Source organism: Halobacillus sp. ABD4_316 (assembly GCF_056161385.1).
The window spans coordinates 1,168,330-1,185,288 of sequence record NZ_JBSWZA010000001.1; the positions used below are offsets into that span (position 1 = coordinate 1,168,330).

The window sequence follows — 16,959 nt, forward strand, 5'->3', positions numbered from 1 at the left end:
AAAAAGCACCCCTTAATGGAGTGCTTTAATTCTCTTTATTACCAACCACTCTGTGCAGAGGCCCTTGATTTACCTATCTGATTCACGGATATAGAGGTTACTAAATCAAGATTAACGCGTTGCAATACGCCTCTATAGTCTGTAAAAGTATAAATGCCTCCTTCAGGAATGTTCTCCATAACCTCTTCCTGAGTTTCCGCATTCACCCTATTTACTACGCTTTCTTCTTTACCGAATCGAATTGAAATTTTAAATTCCATTGATATCCCTCCTTCCAAAAGATTAATTCGGCAAAAAGAAATAAATACCTTCTAAAAAAGGACACCCGTTAGGGTGCCTCCTTAATAAGTTATTCTTGTTTCCTGGCCTGGGATGTCTTCCTGTCCGTCCTGCCATCCAGTTTACACACCCTGGTCAGTTCGTGTCATCTTTCGGGAAATGTGTGCATTGTGTGAATTAAAATTCTGGCGTAAAAATCAACAAACCAAGCTTTTCCTCACAATAGAAAGGGCCGCCATACAAATACTCTTCTCCACCCTCATCTACCAAACAAATATTATGTACCTTTAAATTCGAACAGGCTTTAAGCTGTGTATACGGCATTGACCTATCAAATTCACAAACCAGAGCTCCACCTAACCTTAGAGAATAACACCCTGATACACCCAATCTCTTTTTATCAAGATATATAGCACTGAATTTCATCTCAAAGGGCTCCTCATTAAACAATCTATAAAAGAGTATGATACCAATAATACCCCCTAATAACAATGCACTCATTGTAAAATATAGCAATTCATGAGTCGCTCAACTATATTTTCCTTAATATTATAGATATGTCTTCTCGATAAGCCCATGTGTGTACTAATGGCTACCATACTCATTCCATCAAGTAAACATTCTAATACTGCCCTCTCCCTTTCTTCCTCAATCACAGAAATACGTTCCTGGATGAAGGAAACTTTAAACTCCAGTTTTTGAATCCACGAATGCTTTTTATCTCGACGAACTACCTCACGAGCTACTGGATCACCGGTTTGTCCTTGAGCCTTAGGAAGAGTCGATTCAATCCCCGACTGAGCTACAAGGTTAGTGCCAGCATCATTCAATAAGTTTCGCTGCCTTTTTATCTCATTAATAATCCAGTTGTAATCACGTAGTGTATTTTCGATTTGTTTTTTATTCATGCACATTCCCTCCTCAAATATATAAAAAAGGACACAAATTGAGTGTGATACACAATCAATTTGTGTCCTCCAGTTGGCTGGTAGAACAATAACCCAAAAATAAATTAAAGTTATTTAAAAATCATGATTTTGCAGTTTCTTATTTATTTTTGAAATATGAATACCCATAATGTCTTGGATTTCTTTAGCATGATTAAAAAGTGTATTTCGATATTCCTTAAAATCTTTTACTTCTTCGCTTGTATCTACTCCTTCTCTGATTTTCACCAAGATTTCTCCTAATTTTTCTTCATCATTAGTTATATAGGCCACTGCTGAACAAGGTGAATTTGGAACTTCATTATCTTTATATGTTTCATAAGTGAGGTATCTTAGGTTGTTTGCAAATTCCGAAGAGATGTTAAAATAAGTCACGGCCCCTTGGAAAGATAATTCATCTACAAATATATTATATTCATTACCTTTAGTTTCTTTAATATAATCTGTCAATGTAGAATGCACAATTGAATTCACTGCACTCAAAAAAAAATCAGATTTAGAGTTGTATTTATTCAATGAATTATGAAAAGAATCAAACATATGTTTTATATATGGATTAACTTCTAAGATCCTTCGGTCTTTCTTTATATCGTTCCATAACATATATTTGATATTTTCAGATGGATAACACTCATCCTCAAATGTAATTACTTTAGTGGGAAAAACTTTATTTTCAAACTCACGTATAAAATCTCCTATACTATCATACAGTGGACAATATATATTCATATTCTTCTCAGTTAAAAGATTGAGATTAAATTCTTTCTTTTTAATATAATATCCACCTATAAAAGTAACGATACCTGTTAATAATGACCCTATGAACAATCCTAATACGCCCTCGTTATTTTGATTCATAACCTGTTTTAGAATATGATAGGATAAGAAAACCAATAAGGTTAACATGAGAGCAATAAAAATCCCTTTAATGATTGCAATGAATTTGATTTTAAATCTACTCCATACATATCTCATATAATATTTCCCCAAAATATAGCCCCCTTTATACCTGAGGATAACCTTTATATTCTCCTCCCAATAGTACCTTTATCCTCTTACCATACATTTTGGTGAAGGGTATTAATTATGAATAGTTGCTAAAACTCCTCCCCCTCATCAAACTTAACCCTCTTCACCTTCCCTTGATGAGTCACAACTTTCGTCTCACCATGATCAGGCAAAGTTGTCATTTTAACTTTCCCATCTGAAAATACGACACAAATCGGAGTATCTCCTTCCTTAATATCTAATTCTAAATTTATTTTCCCATCTGCTATTTCTATCGGTAATTGATTCAATCGCATAAAGCAAACCCCCGTGTTATAATTGAATTGTCAGATTCAAGTTGAGGGCGCTGCTCTCAGCTTTTTTTTGTATATTCTCTAGTCGTAAAGGAGATAATACCTTTGGTGGCTCACCAAACCATACATGACAATGCCCGTCTTCTCTGGTGAGTCACTTTAACTTTTTAATATTCTTCTTGCTTATATACTTGTATGCAGGTTACTCTATACCTCTAAAAGATATTTATTCCAATGGAGGTAAACCGTGACAAAGCACCAAGTAGGACAATACATAAAGAGAAGATGTACGAATTGCCATTATAAAGACTCAGTAATAACCCAATTGATAGTTAGGCCATTGGAAGATACCTACGTAACCATCCTCTGGATACAATGTCCTAAGTGCGGATTGATGGACATTCAAGTTATCCCAAATCAGCGCTAGGTCTTCTCTCTCATTTCATTATAATGTTAGTTTACGAGCACATTTTGGCGGGATTTTCCTTTAAAGGTTTTGGTATAATCATTCAGTCCAAACTTTAAAGGAGGCTTCAGCATGGATATTTGCGAAAACTTAAAACACCAAATTGACCTCAAACGTGAAGAAATGCACCATGCCTACCTTGTCGAAAAGAATTACTCTAAATCTGTTACTAAATCTCAAGAACTTGATGTGCTGCTTAACAGATTTATGAGAATCTGCCAATAACGTCCTTTCCTTGTAAATGCTCTTTATATTGTGAGAACTCTCTAAAATATCTAACAACCGTTGTACACAGATATCGATAAAATTAAAGTCTTCAAAGCATATTAGCAGCGTTATATAATACTCCTGTTGTTTAAAAAGGAGTGATCATATGAAATACAAATTAACTAAAGAACAGAGACAAATGATGGTTGAAGAAATCCAACAGTTCTTCTTGAGAGAAAGAGATGAAGAACTGTCTGAGTTTGCTGCGGAAAGCATTCTGGATTTCTTTAAAGATTCGTTAGCCTCTCACTTTTATAATAATGCGGTGAACGATGCGATAACTGTGTTGCAAACACAATACTCTTCTATTGAAGAAGAAGTAAGAACACTCGAAACTCCTTCTATACGATAAATTCCAAAGAGTGAACCTTTATTGGTTCACTCTTTTTTTGTTGATAATTTCATTTTCGTAATTGGTTGGCTTTTATCGAAATCGTTAGGTGCTCGAGTGAAAACAAGCTTAATCCTTCTATATCTCTCCCATCATGGGATTCAGTAATGCCTACACGATAAAGGTAATTCTTTAAATCTTCCTTTCGGTCTGCTACCTCTCTAACCTTTTGTTTATCTGATATTGACAATTTCAAGCTATCCTTCCTTTAAAACCACTTATTCTGTTCACTACTCTTATCTATCTCAAATACCTTATTCAGAGCTAACTTTCTAACAAGTTCATCATAAGTAAGCCCTGCTGTGCCGAATACTCCCCTAGTGTGAAGCTGGCCCTTCACGTGCGCTGTCTTATGTTCCAATTCACTAACCTTCATGCTGAAATCTCTTCTAATTTCGCCAATTCAAGCTTTAACCGTCTAATAGCTTGATCTGTCCTTTCTTGAGCTTTTCGTTGACAACTGCCATTTGGACATGGAATAAATGAAGCACCAAGTCTCCCCTTATTACCCAGTTTGTGAACTACACGGCCTGTTCCATTGCATATATCACACATTCTAAAACCCCTTCCTCCGGTAATCCGGCCCATCCATTTTGATTACCTCTGTACCGTCCATAAGCCTTGAGAAATTCCGTTCATTCAGCTTCTTCTCAAGCTGATCACTTTTTAAATTGGTTGTAAAAAGTGTAGGCTTTCCTGATCGATCATCCAGGACCTCAAAGAGCTTTGTATGGCCCCAGCTGCTTTGCCCGTCTTTAGCGTTGGTGTATTCCGTCCCCAGATCATCCAAGACCAGTAAATCCATGCTCTGAATCAATTCAAGAATCTGGTTTTCACTAAACTGGCTATCCTCGTTGTAGGTCTGCTTGATTTTCGTAAACAGCTTAGGCACCGATAAGAACAAGCAGCTCTTGCCTTGCTTCATCAATTCTTTGGTAACAGAGACAGCAAGATGACTCTTTCCAGTACCGTAAGGGCCAACGAGAAGAAGGTTGCTAGAATCCTCTGAGAAGGTGGCCACATAATCCAAAAGGTCTTCTTTGGCTTGTCCTAACTGCTGCGTAGGTGCACGATAATTATCAAAGTTCGCTTTTTGTAAAGACTTGTTCATCAACGAATGCTGATCAAATATCCGGAAGGCTTTTTTGTATATGGCTTGATTCCTCTGTGTAAGAGCCTGTTGTGCAAGAGCAATATCCTCGCACTTACATCCAGATTCCACTGTCGTCCATTCTCCTTTGTGAGGACCCAGTGGGATTTTCATCTGACTTCGCTCCACCTGTTGTTGACAGCCATCACAAGTATAAAAATCAATCACTTGTTTTTCCGGCTGTAAGATTTGGCCGTCTTGCGTTAAGCCCTGCATAAACTACCTCCTAAAATCCGTAATTATATTCTTTCTGCCTCTCAGGCTGTCTGATTGGCGTAACATTTGAGTGTTTAGATACCGTGTTACTTCGCTGGGTGGCTCGTGCATCCTCCAAGCTTTGAACTCCCTTGGCTTGCCAGTCACGTAAGATAGCTTCACAGTAGCCGAAGTGAGCTTTGTTATTTTTTATTGCTAGCTTCATAGACGCGATAACGATCTCGTCTGACATTTCTGCAGCCCATTCAGTTATGTTCTGGCTCACGAAAGGTTTAAGAATCCCGAAGTTCTGCTCGTAGAAAGTGTGTGGATTCTCCGAGCCTTTATTATTATCTAGTTCTTTATCATTCTTTACATTCTTATCATTCTTATCATTCTTGTTTGTGGTTAACGCATGGTTAATGCCTGGTTGATGCATGGTTAACGAATGGTTATCCGGTTGGTTAGATGGGTGGTCCTCTTCTTGATAAAGACCGTAGTTGGCAAGGGTTATAAGGGTATAGTGCTTGGTTGATTCCTTGGTTAAAAAATCGAGTTTTTCTAATTTGCTTAAAGTCGTCCTTACAACCTGCCTCGTGATTTCTTTATCTTTACCAAACCATTCCTCAGCTATTTTTTGAGGGGAGGTGACAACTTGACCTCTTTTTACTTTCACCTGTAACCCCTTGTATTGATCTGTCCAAACACTGTCTGTGTGGTTTGCTTTCAATAGCAGATAGATGGCTATCATTTTTTGATTTAATTTCAATGTCTGGAATGTATCGCTCTCCATAATTCTTCGGTGAAGCTTTATCCACCCTTGCATATCTATCTGTCCCTCCCCTCAGCTTACTTATTGACGATAATGGCCTTAAGACCCTGGATTCGTCCTAACTCCCAACCAGGGCAGGTATTACGCACATAACTTCTTACATACTTCTTGTATAGTGTTTTAGGATTCATAGACTGTTGAGCCATCCACACATAGCAATGCGGGATGGCTATAGTTATTTTCTTCATTCAAGATCCATGGCAGCTTGTTCAGGAGATAAGTTAGACCTTTCTTCTTTTTCTTGGCCAGGAATATCCTCTTGAGTAGGGATATCAATAAACTCTTGATCATAAACGGACTCCGGCTCTTCTGTCACGTCTTTACGAACTGTTTCATCATTAGTAGCCTCATTTTGAATCTCTACGCTTATAGGCAAGTACTTGAACATTCGACGGATAACTGTCTTCTTAGCCATTTCTTCATAATCGGTCTGCCAAGGGCCAAACTTTCCAGCTTTAGATCTTTCCTTCACCTTATCTACATCCGTACGGCTAAAGACTTCGAACTGATAGCCTCCATCCTTAAAATGAGCAACGGAATAGACGAACTCCATATCGCCTCTTTCGCCTGTAGAAGGCTTGTGTACGAGCTTTGGATGGAGACCTAATTCATATTCGAATTCATCGTTCTCATGGACAGTGTGAGCGTATATACTTTCTATGTGGCCAGAGCGTCGAGCAAGATCAATCATCCCTTTATACCCGATGATGAATTGAACATCAGTCTCTTTCATCTTTCCGTTATAAAACGGGACCAAATAGCAATGTCCGATTAACCCGGGCTCAAGCCCGAGTTGAGCTGCTTGCATAACAGCGCCCATTAAAGAAGGTATAGAGCATTCCAAAAGCTTAGGGTTCTGCCTGATTGTAGTCATAGCAATTCTCCCAAGCCTGTCTGCATCCATATGTTTTGGAAGGGCCCTTTCAAACTCAGGACCCATCTTTTTGAGATATGCTTGAATAGTGTTCATTTGATTACTAGATTGTTGAGGAGTGTTGCTGCTGTTCTTTTTATTAGCCAATTGGTTCTTCGCCGTACTATTTGTGGCCATTATTTAGCCTCCTTGAATTTGAGTGGACGGGATTTGCTTACTTTGGTGTACTGCTCATACAAATCAGGTTGTTCAGCTTTAAGTCGTTTGGAATCAATCGTTCTTCTTTCCTGGTTCTTGAAAGTAACAACATACTGATTGGTAAATCCTCTTTCGAAGTTTTCAAGCTTCTGTTTCAAACGATTCTCATACTCGTTCTTTCTTGTTTTCAGATCCTTCTCTTCTTCCTTAATTTGCTCCAAGGCCGCCATCAGCTTATCGGAATCTGCATCTAACTCCGTTTCACTATCCGGATTTGCATCTGGGTACATAGCTTTAATGAAGTCAACAGAAGCACTGGATCCATCTATCTCTGGAGGAGATTGTTTAAGAACGTGGTCCTCCCAGAACTGTTTTTCAAGCTCAATCAGGTTTCCTATCAAGTCTTCATCACGATCAACTTTTTTATAAACAAACTTATTCCCACCTATAAGTACAGCAACCCACCAGGCATCAGCACCAGTAACAGCCATATAGTGCTGACATTGGAGCAAATACGCCATCGGAATCCCTTCTCCATCCCATTCATCCTTGAGGTACTCACTAGCCGTTTTGCATTCAAGACCTTCATTCTTTCCAACGATTAGCCGGTCCACATTCGCCAACATCCAATTGTGTTCCGGATGTTGCAGGATAGCATTCCTCTTCCTAACCTTAAGGCCTGTCCTTTTACTAAACTCTTGTGCAACCGTTGCTTCCATTACATGGCCCCAGTAGGCAGCTTCTGCATTAGAGGAATCAGATTTTACCTCTCCGATTTTCTCCATATAAACGACAATGGGAGACTTCCACTTATTAAAACCTGCAATAGAAGCTGCATCGGAGCCACCTATGCCTTTCCTGCGTGACTCCAGCCATTCTTCTTCCTGCATATCAGCTGTACTCTTAAGAACTTGTGCTGTTATCCCCATATTGGACCTCCTCAGGATTTCTGATATAATGTTGTCAAAGTTCTTTTCTTTAAGACTCACGTTGCAGCGTGGTCTTTTTTTATACCTTCTTTTCTTCTGCTCCAAGTGACTCTAGAATTTCAATGGACTCTTGGAACAACTCTTCTTTTAAGAAAAACTCTTCATTTAGCTCATAAATCACATCGCCATCAAACACTTCATTTCCTAAAGCGTCCAAACCAAAGTGATTCGTTTCATATAACCCCAGAGGGTTTCCTGTCTTTTCAATCTGCTGAATTACAGGATGATTCATATGCTCACCTTCTTTCTGATGCCAGCGCATCGTTGAAACCAGAAATGTGCATGAACGTCACATTTAAAGGGGGGGACATTTCTGGTCTCAACGACAGGCTGAGCCTGTCGAATACTTCTGTGGCACTTTGCTAAACACTACATAACGTGGTATTATCTAATCAGCTTTTGAGTGAGCTATGGTTATGCTGTTAGTCACCTGGACCGCCATCCGGGTGGCTATTTTATTATTCAACATAATTCATAACCCTCTTCACAGCTTCTTGAGCTTCTTTAGGTAAAAATGCTTGCATATAAGCCAAGTCTTCGAGCGCCTGTTGCTTTTCTTGCTCTCTACCATAAGGACGAATGATTAAAGAATCCTCCTCCATAAACATTTCAAGAGGTTGCCTTGGTTCCCAGCCTTGAGCGTCTCTGACTTCCTTTGGTACGACAACTCTCCCTAGTTCATCTAATTTTCGAATAATGCCTAATGCTTTCATTAAAAACTCTCCTTTTAATAAGAAATAAACGAGAAATATAAAATTCCGAATGACACAAAGAACAAGAACACATAAGTAAAGTCCAATAAATTATTCTTCCTACTCATACGCATACTTCACAATCGCCACTGTAATCCCTTGGTCCTTCATTTCTACAGCCACTTTTCTTAAGCTGTCATGATTCATTTTTCTTTCGCGTAAAAACTCCAATTCGTTTAAGCTATTTAAGATATCAGCACCGATCATTTTTGCCTGTGTAAAGTCCCCTTGGACGATTGCTTCTTCCTGTTTACTCTTTAGATCAAAAAGACAGCGAATTTCCTTTGCTGCTACACCTGCATCCTGCTCTAAGTAGTTATCTAAGTTATTCATGTCGTAACGTACCCCCTGGATTGAAGTTTTCTATGATGATCCTCCCAAAGTTGGTTCCAACTCAGGTTATATTCATCACACAATGTGGCAACATAAGTTATTGAAGCACCGATAACATCGATATGTTCACGAGCTGAACGTTCAATGTCTTGAAGTTCAAATGATTGAGTAAATGAAGGATTCTTGGTGAGCTTCACTTGTTCCATCGCTTCCAAAGCCTCTCGGAGTTCTTCCATGGCCTTTTCTCTAACTGCCGATCGGTGAAGGTCTACGGCTGGTCCATCCAACCTGGTTACTCCCCAACCGGTATATTCAAAGGCAGCTTCTAAAGCTAGCCAAGGATCGTTGTATGTTTCAGTAAAATGTTGGACCGTTGAGGGTGTGATCTTTCTCTCCCCATTCTCTTGCTTGGCTACGTACTCACGTGACTGGAACATGTCCATGGAAAGTTGTTGCTGAGTCTTTCCACTCTGCACCCTTGCTTCTTTCATCATTCGAGCTGCTTTACTTTTCTTCATTAATAGCTCTCCTTTTGTACCTAACGAGGTACCATTATTTAGTTGTCATGGTGCTAATCTAAAGTTGAGTTATTACATAGCCTCTGATTCTTGGATGAGGTTTTGTTCTTGTTCATTAATCCAAGCGTCGATGGTTTCTTGTGAAAAGAAAATTCTGCGTCGCAGTCTGAAATGTGGAATTTCATTAGTGCGTACCATAGTGTAGATGGTGTCTTTGCATACACCGAGATAATCAGCTGCTTCTATGACTGTCATTGTTCGTCTATTCATTTAGATCACCCCCTTAGATATATTACACGATTCGTGACATGATTCATCAAAAAAAATGGTCCATGAAAACCCTAAGGTAATTGAAATAGCTTTAGCATTTTGTACACTTACCCCTCGTTCCCCTGTCTCGATCATGGAATAGGTAGTCCTAGCAATACCTGACATATAAGCTACCTCAGCTTGTGTTAGTTTTTTTTCTTTACGGATATCGTAAAGCCACTTCCTCATAATGACACCTCCTATGTACACATTATGTGTCTCGATGTACATAGTATATGTCACTATACGTGTAATTGTCAACCCGAAATAATAATTAATTACACGTTTTGAGTCATTTATTTAACTTCACAAATTGTGAAGTTATAATAAGACTAATATGAAAATGAGAGGTAAATAATTATGCTAAATAAGCGTTTAGCTCAATTACGGAAAGATTCTAAACTAAAGCAGGATGAACTAGCAAGAGTGCTTGGTGTAGCGAGGACCACCTACGCTATGTACGAACAAGGAAAAAGAAACCCTGATTATGACACCTTACAAAAAATCGCTGATTATTTTGATGTTACCGTAGATTATCTGCTAGGAAGATCTGATTCTCTAAAAAGCACCGAGACTTCTAATAGTGAAGACAATTCTTTAAAGGATATTAACCGACTTCTTGAGAAATACGAAATCGATGATATGGCTTTCTTCGATATTGAGAAGTGGAAGTCGATGAGTCCTGAACAGATCAAGGAACTAGAGAGTTATTTTCAATATTTAGTGCAGAAATCTAAGAATTCGAATTAATAGTTAACTGTATAATTCTGATTAATAGAATGACCTTACTTAAAAACATTAACCTTAGAATTAATAAATCATTGCTGACATACAAAACAGTGTACACTCCGAGAAAATAGTACATTTGAGATAAAGCCAATAACAAAATGACTTTTTCCTTACAATATTAAAATGAAATTACTACCAATAATGCCAATTACCCCCTATAATAGAACTATATTCTGTTAGGGGGTTCTACTTTTGGTCTTTAATCATAAACAATTCAGTGGAAAAAAAATAATTAAGGTTCACGAATATCATCCATACTGGAACGCTGACGGCACTAAGAACGCAGACTTTGATAAAAATAGTGGATTAATTCTTGATTTAAAGGATGGAAAAGAAGCTGGAATCTCCTATTTTTTTGATCGAATTAATCCTCTTTTGAATGAAAACGTTCCTATTTGTCATGTACCCTCTTCTAATTCTCAGAATAAATACTCTGGCATTAGAAAATTAGCTCAACAATTAGCAGCAGCCAACAGAATCGATGCAACTCACTGTTTAGATCGCCATGCTTCCATTATGAAAGCTGCTCATGGTGGCGATAGAAACAAAGAGGTACACTACGATAGCATTAGAGTAGTTAATCAAAATTTAATAGAAAATAATGAAGTGTTACTATTAGACGATATAACTACAACTGGTAATTCTTTGGAGGCGTGTAGGGACATTTTAATTGAGAGTGGTGCAAGAAGAGTAGTGATGTTAGCCTTAGGTAAAACCATTAGAAATTAGAGGTGATAATATTGAGCGCAACTTTATGGTTAACCCTCTCTAAAATTCCTGGGGTAGGCTCTAAAACATTAGCCAATATATATAAGCTGTTTCCGAACTTAAAATTGCAAGACATTGCATTTTCAAATGAAGATTTGTTACATCAATCTATTAATAACAAAAAAGTATCGAATGCACTTAATGATAGGGAGTATTTACGAAGCTTGATGTACGAAAGTGAACAAGAAATATCCAACTTCAAAAAGCAAGATATCGAAGTAGTTTCAATATCTGATCATAGATACCCTGATTCCTTAAGAGAAATAGAATCCCCCCCTCCAATCCTGTATTGTAGGGGGAACCTAGAGTCATTGAACATTCCAAAGAAAATTGCAGTAATTGGCACTAGGAGAGCAACTCCAAAAGGCCGAAACGCTGCTGCTAAAGTGGCATCAGTTTTTGTTAGTCTTGATTATGTAATCGTAAGTGGCTTAGCTGAAGGAATAGATACTGCAGGACATCTAGGTGCTCTAGAAGCACAAGGTAAGACAATTGCAATACTTCCCGGAGGTGTAGATGCCAAGTCAATCTACCCGGCAAAAAATAAAGCTCTTGCTGAAAAAATTGTTCAGGGAAATGGATTGTTGGTTTCTGAATATCCTCCAGGTTCCAGACCCTATAAAGCAAGTTTCGTCCAAAGAGACCGTTTACAAAGTGGGATGAGCCTTGGAGTATGCCCAGTCCAAACGGATATTAGGGGCGGCACTCAGCACACAATAAAATTTTCAAGGGATCAAAAAAGAATTTTGTTCTGTCCGGTTCCCTCAGAAGATGGTCATGAAGAGATTTCAGTTTACAAAGGGATTCATAAGTTAATGTCTGAAGAAGATGTATACGTCCTAAATAACAAAAAGGATTATAAAGAGTTGGACAAAATTATGTCTTCTCTCATAACTAAACAAGACTCGAAAAATAAGAAGTATGTAAACATTAAAGAAATCTCTAATAATGTACAAGAAGACTTATTTAATTCCAATTTGAAAAATGAGGAAAAGAAAAAGGAAAATGAGAAATTTGAAAAGACAGCGAAAGAACTTTGTGATTTGGGTAAACAATCAGGCTTTGACCTGAACGAGATATATGGTTATCTGAAAAAACATTGGTATAACAAGGAGTGACTAGGTTGTTGAAAGGTATAATTTTCGACTTAGACGAAACGTTGATTGATTCAACCTCGTTAAAAAACTTCAGAACAAACAGGGACTGGAGAAGCTGTTATGTAAACCTGAATAGCACTTGCTTATATGAGGGAATAGAAACCTTGCTTGGTTATATCAATCAAAAAGGCTTGAAGATAGCTATTGTTACAATGGCACCGCGCCCATACGCAGAAAAAATCTTAAACTATCACAATATCGCTTTTGATTCGCTAATAGCATATCACGATGTAAAAAACAGAAAACCAAATCCAGAACCCATGTTGAAGTCGATTAATTCCTTAAAGTTAAATCCTTCTGACGTACTCTCATTTGGTGACGATGTGAAAGATATTGAAGCATCATTAAACGCAGAGATAAGTGCATATGGGGTGAGTTGGGGAGTACATTCAAAAAACGATTTATATGATGCTGGTGCAGAAATTGTTTTCGATGAAGTAAGTGAGCTTCTGAATTTTTTAGAATATCAAACAGTGGATGAACATACACCAGTATTCCCTGAAAAAAATTAAACCTGCAAACTCCTCCGTTTTTAAGGGGGGGGTTTTTTATTGAAGCCAATAAAAAACGTCCGTATAAGAATAAAAATCAAAATGGGTATTTTATGTTAGCGCATTTCATGAAGAACGGTACTAACAGTGTACTATGCTAAAAACATATCTCTAGATTGCTCCTAACTTTCTTGTTTTTTAGAGTAATTCAGGAGTATCTGTCAAATTATGCAGGATTTTCTGCACTAAAATAGAAACTAATTAATAAAAGCAGCATACTATTTGCTTGGATAATTCCAGGGGTGAGTCATAATAAAATCAAAGTCAGCGTTATGGGAAAAAGTCGAATTATATATTATATCTCTTTGGTTGCTATTTCTTCTAATAGTTATAGTAACAATCGATATTCCAATTTACTTTGGATCGAATTGGGAGTATGTAGGTACTTTTTATTTATTCAAGACAAATATTATCCCAATCATCTCTATCTTGTTGCTAATAACAGGGATTATATTTGTTCAACGTTTTAAGTACAAGCTTGAGGGAAGTAAAAAAACTCCATTTGAAGTTATGAAAGTGCAAAATGTTAACTATGAGCACCTTACATTTCTGTCCACATATATCGTACCTCTGATTGCTTTTGACCTAAGTAAAATAAAATATATTATTGTACTTTTCATTTTACTTATTACTATTGGCGGAATATATATTAAAACTGACATCTATTACGCTAATCCATCATTAGCTTTGTTAGGTTATCGCATTTACAAAGTAAACGGCAAGTTTCGAAACAACGTTATGAAGAACGATATTATTATAATAACCAGAGAAAGGGTTGATGTAGGGTCAAAAGTTAGCTACAAAGATTTGAATGACAACATTTTTTATGCGAGGGTTGAGAATGGAAAAAAATGACTTGGATATCTTGTTAAATAATTTTATAAATAACAAAAGCGAAGTACTCGCAGAGGTGTATTTCGTCCTGCGCAAAGATAATGAAACCACTATTAGATTTGTCGATTTAGAAGATGATGCACAAAGGGAGTTAACCGATCAGCTAGTAGAGCAAATTGAAGAAAGCATAGTCTCTGATAAAGATTTGAGTGTATTATCTATTTCAAATGCTGATGATCGTAACAATGTACTATATGAGTATGATTTGGATGAGGTGCCTGAGGATTTAACAGTGATTAGTGAAATCATTCAGAACCAAGATCTAAATACTTTCTCTTTTATTAGAGACGATTTGCGCGCAATCTATAGTATAGTTACTATGATTTCTCATGATGAAAATACGCTAGTAACATATAAAAAACATTATCCAGTTAACATCTTTAGAAAAGATAGCTTCAGTCTCAAAAAAATGAATTTTGACAATAACACAAGATTTACAAAGTTGAAAGATGATATCGTCCGTGTCAATTCTTCATTTGATTTATTTCAAATTAACGGCAATCTATTTATCGAAAATATCAAAGTATTAGAGAAATTCTTCGGATTTCATAGAATTATTAAGCAGAACGCCGAAAACTGTATAGAAACAATAGTAGAAACCGATCTCTTAGACAATCCTGAAGATTTAAAAGAGGAGATTGATGATGTGACATTTGCAAGAAAATTAACAAGAATAAGAGCTTCTTCCCCTGTACTTGGAACTGTTCCAAAGTCATCAATTATAAAATTTGCAAAAGAATACCCATCACTTACAGGAAGATTCAAATTCAATGACTCTGAAGATAAGATTATCCTTACTTCTAAGAAATCCAAAAATTTGTTTGTAAAACTATTAAATGATGATTTCTTACACTCTAAGCTTACTGAAATTTATTATGATAGTTTCGCAAAAGATTCTGTCGTAACAAAGGAATGATAAGCAGATAAGAACTAGAAATTATTGAGAATTGATTTCTTTAATAATAAAAAGAATAATGCCAAAATAGTCCTTCAAGAGAGAAAATGCTAAAAAAATGAACCATCCTCATGAGGAGGATGGTTCATTTTTAATACTCTTTTGGTCTTGCTAACAAAGAAACTGTAATTAAAGATTCACTTGAGTCGAAATTATTTAAAGGAAGAATTACTCCCTTTTTTACTTCTTGGAGGAAAAGTAAGCACTTTGGAAACTTTAGATTCCTCTTGATTAATGTATCCACTATTCAAATTAGCTAGAATTTCTATATCCTTTGAAGAAATACCGATAATATTTGAGAGTTCCTCTCTAGGTACTACATTATTTTCTAAGATTAGTTCAAGACTCTCTTTTAAAATACGAGGATTTTCAGGTTTTAATTCTTGATCAAGAGGTTCCACTTGTAACCAATCTTTCTTTGCCAATCTTCTCCTCACATTAATAAATTGGTGTGATGTAATTAGCCCCAATTCTTTAGCGCGATAAGCCATAGCTTGAATTGAAACCTTCCATCGTTCCTTCAGGCTAATAAAACTTTCCAATGATGTGGAATATATTTCACTTCCAAAACTAGAAGATGGCAATAGAAAAGCCGTTGCAAAGTAGTTTGCTTCTTTTTCAATAATCTTAAAATTGGTCTTATTATTAAATTCTCTCCACGAAAGATTCGGATGTAAAATTAAGTGGCCAAGCTCATGCGCAACATCAAACCTAGATCTTGCTGCAGAGTTTTTATCATTACCTAACATCATGAAAGGTCTCGTGTTATTCTCGTTCCATTTAGAACAAGCGTCAATTTTATAATCCCCGAATTCTGACCTTGATATAATTACCCCATTTTTCTCCAATAAGAGTACAACGTTAGATATTGGCCCCTTTCCTATTCCAAGATGTTTTCTTAAATCATTTGCTATATCTTCTATTTCAGAAAATGGCGTTGGTTCAAAGTTTTCAGCATGATTTGCAATTGGAATATTTACCTTAGGTAAGTCTAATATCTCTTGGATGTAGGAATAAATCTCTTCTACCCAACCTAATCTCGATTGATGAATTTTTTTGGATTTTACAGTTGCGTTAGCTCTACTACGAAAATAGGTCACTTTCTCACTAATACTTAAAGGCTCTTTTAACATAAATTGAATAGGAAATTCTAATTTATTACAAATCCTATTTAGAGTTAATTGACCTGGTTTTGCTCTTCCATTTTCATACTTCGAAATAGATTGGTGAGAAACCCCTACACCCTTAGCTAATTCAGAAATGGTCAACCCTCTTGACTCGCGAGCTTCTTTCAATCTAGAGGGTTGAAATGAATTAACACCGGATGAAGATTTCTTATTCACCTTCTTCCACTCCTTTTAAGTAATCTTTAAAACCAACCAGCGTACCTTCATCAATCTTTTCTTCATGCTCCAGTTCATTTTCTACAATTAACGGTTGCTCTACAAGATTAATTCGGTCGATCCAACCTTGTTCACTAGGCATACCTAAGTTAATGAACTCTGGCACTTTAGATTGATAACCGTGAGACAAAAGAAGATAACTTGGTTGAGAGTCAATTGTACTCTGTAAGTCTTCATTAAACAAGTTAAGACGAATTTGGTTAGCCTGTTGCTTTTTCTTTCTAAAATAGGCTGGCCTAGCTATCGTTTCTGGACTTGAAGTTTGGCTAATTGTAATTTCGCATGTATCATTCCGCAACAGCAAATAGGGATAGCCTTTCGTACTTCTATATATGGTCTTTTCAAAACTATACGCCTCTAAATCTACTTCATTTTGAATAACAAATTGCACTGCGATGTGTTTTAAATAACCTATATGATATTCACCAATTTCCCAATTAAACAAAGGAGTATCTTCAATTAATTGATAAACAATTTTATAAGCTTTCCTCACTCCATTAACCAATTCCAACCTAAGTTTTATTGGGATGTTGTCCTTTATCATACCTTTAACGTTGTCAGGAACAATATAGTTATCCAATAGTAGACCACCTTCCACATTTCATCTATGCACATACTTTACAACTTTTATGGCATTTTTG

Annotated in this window: 25 protein-coding genes; 8 read left to right on the forward strand and 17 right to left on the reverse strand. The window is 36.7% G+C overall.

The window, feature by feature from the left end; translation table 11 throughout:
- Nucleotides 1-38 precede the first annotated feature (38 nt).
- From ACXAJH_RS06300 to ACXAJH_RS06320, 5 genes are all read right to left on the reverse strand, one after another.
- Nucleotides 39-260, reverse strand: coding sequence for a hypothetical protein (locus ACXAJH_RS06300; protein ID WP_474993353.1), 222 nt, complete (start codon nt 258-260; stop codon nt 39-41).
- A 196-nt stretch (nt 261-456) separates the two neighbouring features.
- Complete coding sequence (locus ACXAJH_RS06305) at nt 457-705, reverse strand: hypothetical protein (RefSeq protein ID WP_474993355.1); 249 nt, start codon at nt 703-705, stop codon at nt 457-459.
- Nucleotides 706-776: 71 nt separating this feature from the next.
- Nucleotides 777-1,187: a DNA-binding response regulator gene (locus tag ACXAJH_RS06310; protein ID WP_474993356.1), complete on the reverse strand. Its 411-nt coding sequence runs from the start codon at nt 1,185-1,187 to the stop codon at nt 777-779.
- Nucleotides 1,188-1,301: 114 nt separating this feature from the next.
- The gene (locus tag ACXAJH_RS06315; protein WP_474993358.1) at nt 1,302-2,216 is read right to left on the reverse strand and encodes a hypothetical protein; all 915 of its coding nucleotides are present in this window, start codon (nt 2,214-2,216) and stop codon (nt 1,302-1,304) included.
- Nucleotides 2,217-2,323: 107 nt separating this feature from the next.
- Entirely contained in the window at nt 2,324-2,530 is a 207-nt protein-coding gene (locus ACXAJH_RS06320) for an XtrA/YqaO family protein (RefSeq protein WP_474993359.1), read from the reverse strand.
- A 535-nt stretch (nt 2,531-3,065) separates the two neighbouring features.
- Between ACXAJH_RS06320 and ACXAJH_RS06325 the strand changes: the two genes are divergently transcribed.
- Complete coding sequence (locus ACXAJH_RS06325; RefSeq protein WP_474993361.1) at nt 3,066-3,218, forward strand: Spo0E family sporulation regulatory protein-aspartic acid phosphatase; 153 nt, start codon at nt 3,066-3,068, stop codon at nt 3,216-3,218.
- A 148-nt stretch (nt 3,219-3,366) separates the two neighbouring features.
- On the forward strand, nt 3,367-3,612 hold the full coding sequence (locus ACXAJH_RS06330; protein ID WP_474993363.1) for a DUF2164 domain-containing protein: 246 nt from the start codon (nt 3,367-3,369) through the stop codon (nt 3,610-3,612).
- A gap of 595 nt (nt 3,613-4,207) precedes the next feature.
- Here the strand turns inward: ACXAJH_RS06330 and ACXAJH_RS06335 are convergent.
- The 10 genes from ACXAJH_RS06335 to ACXAJH_RS06380 all read right to left on the reverse strand — a co-directional run bounded on the left by ACXAJH_RS06335 (nt 4,208) and on the right by ACXAJH_RS06380 (nt 9,990).
- Nucleotides 4,208-5,017: an ATP-binding protein gene (locus tag ACXAJH_RS06335; protein WP_474993365.1), complete on the reverse strand. Its 810-nt coding sequence runs from the start codon at nt 5,015-5,017 to the stop codon at nt 4,208-4,210.
- Nucleotides 5,018-5,027: 10 nt separating this feature from the next.
- Entirely contained in the window at nt 5,028-5,822 is a 795-nt protein-coding gene (locus ACXAJH_RS06340) for a DnaD domain-containing protein (protein ID WP_474993367.1), read from the reverse strand.
- 190 nt (nt 5,823-6,012) lie between these two features.
- Complete coding sequence (recT, locus tag ACXAJH_RS06345) at nt 6,013-6,879, reverse strand: recombination protein RecT (protein WP_474993369.1); 867 nt, start codon at nt 6,877-6,879, stop codon at nt 6,013-6,015.
- Nucleotides 6,879-7,829 carry a YqaJ viral recombinase family nuclease gene (locus ACXAJH_RS06350; protein WP_474993370.1) on the reverse strand — a complete coding sequence of 317 codons (951 nt, stop codon included), beginning with the start codon at nt 7,827-7,829 and terminating at the stop codon, nt 6,879-6,881. The genes recT and ACXAJH_RS06350 overlap by 1 nt, the downstream gene beginning before the upstream one ends.
- Before the next feature lie 79 nt (nt 7,830-7,908).
- On the reverse strand, nt 7,909-8,121 hold the full coding sequence (locus ACXAJH_RS06355) for a hypothetical protein (RefSeq protein WP_474993372.1): 213 nt from the start codon (nt 8,119-8,121) through the stop codon (nt 7,909-7,911).
- A gap of 226 nt (nt 8,122-8,347) precedes the next feature.
- Nucleotides 8,348-8,602 (reverse strand): AbrB/MazE/SpoVT family DNA-binding domain-containing protein, encoded by a 255-nt coding sequence (locus tag ACXAJH_RS06360; protein ID WP_474993374.1) that lies wholly within the window; start codon nt 8,600-8,602, stop codon nt 8,348-8,350.
- Between the two features lie 99 nt (nt 8,603-8,701).
- Nucleotides 8,702-8,974, reverse strand: a complete 273-nt coding sequence (locus ACXAJH_RS06365) for a hypothetical protein (RefSeq protein ID WP_474993375.1) — start codon at nt 8,972-8,974, stop codon at nt 8,702-8,704.
- Complete coding sequence (locus tag ACXAJH_RS06370; RefSeq protein WP_474993376.1) at nt 8,971-9,492, reverse strand: helix-turn-helix domain-containing protein; 522 nt, start codon at nt 9,490-9,492, stop codon at nt 8,971-8,973. The genes ACXAJH_RS06365 and ACXAJH_RS06370 overlap by 4 nt, the downstream gene beginning before the upstream one ends.
- A gap of 72 nt (nt 9,493-9,564) precedes the next feature.
- Nucleotides 9,565-9,762 carry a helix-turn-helix domain-containing protein gene (locus ACXAJH_RS06375; RefSeq protein WP_474993377.1) on the reverse strand — a complete coding sequence of 66 codons (198 nt, stop codon included), beginning with the start codon at nt 9,760-9,762 and terminating at the stop codon, nt 9,565-9,567.
- Nucleotides 9,763-9,990: a helix-turn-helix transcriptional regulator gene (locus ACXAJH_RS06380; RefSeq protein WP_474993379.1), complete on the reverse strand. Its 228-nt coding sequence runs from the start codon at nt 9,988-9,990 to the stop codon at nt 9,763-9,765.
- Nucleotides 9,991-10,161: 171 nt separating this feature from the next.
- Here ACXAJH_RS06380 and ACXAJH_RS06385 point away from each other — a divergent pair, with 171 nt between their 5' ends.
- The 6 genes from ACXAJH_RS06385 (at nt 10,162) to kwaB (ending at nt 14,876) form a co-directional block, all read left to right on the forward strand.
- Nucleotides 10,162-10,551 carry a helix-turn-helix domain-containing protein gene (locus ACXAJH_RS06385; RefSeq protein WP_474993381.1) on the forward strand — a complete coding sequence of 130 codons (390 nt, stop codon included), beginning with the start codon at nt 10,162-10,164 and terminating at the stop codon, nt 10,549-10,551.
- 231 nt (nt 10,552-10,782) lie between these two features.
- Nucleotides 10,783-11,319, forward strand: coding sequence for a ComF family protein (locus tag ACXAJH_RS06390; RefSeq protein ID WP_474993382.1), 537 nt, complete (start codon nt 10,783-10,785; stop codon nt 11,317-11,319).
- 11 nt (nt 11,320-11,330) lie between these two features.
- Nucleotides 11,331-12,476, forward strand: a complete 1,146-nt coding sequence (locus ACXAJH_RS06395; RefSeq protein WP_474993383.1) for a DNA-processing protein DprA — start codon at nt 11,331-11,333, stop codon at nt 12,474-12,476.
- Nucleotides 12,477-12,481: 5 nt separating this feature from the next.
- A complete protein-coding gene (locus ACXAJH_RS06400; protein ID WP_474993384.1) occupies nt 12,482-13,027 on the forward strand; it encodes an HAD family hydrolase in 546 nt (181 codons plus the stop codon).
- A 291-nt stretch (nt 13,028-13,318) separates the two neighbouring features.
- Nucleotides 13,319-13,921, forward strand: a complete 603-nt coding sequence (gene kwaA, locus ACXAJH_RS06405) for an anti-phage protein KwaA (RefSeq protein WP_474993474.1) — start codon at nt 13,319-13,321, stop codon at nt 13,919-13,921.
- Nucleotides 13,908-14,876, forward strand: a complete 969-nt coding sequence (gene kwaB, locus ACXAJH_RS06410) for an anti-phage protein KwaB (RefSeq protein ID WP_474993386.1) — start codon at nt 13,908-13,910, stop codon at nt 14,874-14,876. Before kwaA ends, kwaB begins: the two co-directional genes overlap by 14 nt.
- Before the next feature lie 191 nt (nt 14,877-15,067).
- Here kwaB and ACXAJH_RS06415 read toward each other — a convergent pair whose 3' ends face one another.
- Together ACXAJH_RS06415 and ACXAJH_RS06420 are read right to left on the reverse strand one after the other, a co-directional pair.
- On the reverse strand, nt 15,068-16,258 hold the full coding sequence (locus ACXAJH_RS06415; protein WP_474993388.1) for a helix-turn-helix domain-containing protein: 1,191 nt from the start codon (nt 16,256-16,258) through the stop codon (nt 15,068-15,070).
- Nucleotides 16,251-16,898, reverse strand: a complete 648-nt coding sequence (locus ACXAJH_RS06420; RefSeq protein ID WP_474993390.1) for a hypothetical protein — start codon at nt 16,896-16,898, stop codon at nt 16,251-16,253. Before ACXAJH_RS06420 ends, ACXAJH_RS06415 begins: the two co-directional genes overlap by 8 nt.
- Nucleotides 16,899-16,959 lie beyond the last annotated feature (61 nt).

Bases quoted from the DNA above. Each gene is read 5' to 3' on its own strand.
- ACXAJH_RS06335 (WP_474993365.1), bottom strand. From the start codon at position 5,017: ATGCAGGGCTTAACGCAAGACGGCCAAATCTTACAGCCGGAAAAACAA.
- ACXAJH_RS06365 (WP_474993375.1), bottom strand. From the start codon at position 8,974: ATGAATAACTTAGATAACTACTTAGAGCAGGATGCAGGTGTAGCAGCA.
- ACXAJH_RS06330 (WP_474993363.1), top strand. From the start codon at position 3,367: ATGAAATACAAATTAACTAAAGAACAGAGACAAATGATGGTTGAAGAA.
- ACXAJH_RS06310 (WP_474993356.1), bottom strand. From the start codon at position 1,187: ATGAATAAAAAACAAATCGAAAATACACTACGTGATTACAACTGGATT.
- ACXAJH_RS06375 (WP_474993377.1), bottom strand. From the start codon at position 9,762: ATGAATAGACGAACAATGACAGTCATAGAAGCAGCTGATTATCTCGGT.
- ACXAJH_RS06340 (WP_474993367.1), bottom strand. From the start codon at position 5,822: ATGCAAGGGTGGATAAAGCTTCACCGAAGAATTATGGAGAGCGATACA.
- ACXAJH_RS06320 (WP_474993359.1), bottom strand. From the start codon at position 2,530: ATGCGATTGAATCAATTACCGATAGAAATAGCAGATGGGAAAATAAAT.
- ACXAJH_RS06385 (WP_474993381.1), top strand. From the start codon at position 10,162: ATGCTAAATAAGCGTTTAGCTCAATTACGGAAAGATTCTAAACTAAAG.
- ACXAJH_RS06350 (WP_474993370.1), bottom strand. From the start codon at position 7,829: ATGGGGATAACAGCACAAGTTCTTAAGAGTACAGCTGATATGCAGGAA.
- ACXAJH_RS06370 (WP_474993376.1), bottom strand. From the start codon at position 9,492: ATGAAGAAAAGTAAAGCAGCTCGAATGATGAAAGAAGCAAGGGTGCAG.
- ACXAJH_RS06305 (WP_474993355.1), bottom strand. From the start codon at position 705: ATGAAATTCAGTGCTATATATCTTGATAAAAAGAGATTGGGTGTATCA.
- recT (WP_474993369.1), bottom strand. From the start codon at position 6,879: ATGGCCACAAATAGTACGGCGAAGAACCAATTGGCTAATAAAAAGAAC.
- ACXAJH_RS06360 (WP_474993374.1), bottom strand. From the start codon at position 8,602: ATGAAAGCATTAGGCATTATTCGAAAATTAGATGAACTAGGGAGAGTT.
- ACXAJH_RS06325 (WP_474993361.1), top strand. From the start codon at position 3,066: ATGGATATTTGCGAAAACTTAAAACACCAAATTGACCTCAAACGTGAA.
- kwaB (WP_474993386.1), top strand. From the start codon at position 13,908: ATGGAAAAAAATGACTTGGATATCTTGTTAAATAATTTTATAAATAAC.
- ACXAJH_RS06355 (WP_474993372.1), bottom strand. From the start codon at position 8,121: ATGAATCATCCTGTAATTCAGCAGATTGAAAAGACAGGAAACCCTCTG.
- ACXAJH_RS06380 (WP_474993379.1), bottom strand. From the start codon at position 9,990: ATGAGGAAGTGGCTTTACGATATCCGTAAAGAAAAAAAACTAACACAA.
- ACXAJH_RS06300 (WP_474993353.1), bottom strand. From the start codon at position 260: ATGGAATTTAAAATTTCAATTCGATTCGGTAAAGAAGAAAGCGTAGTA.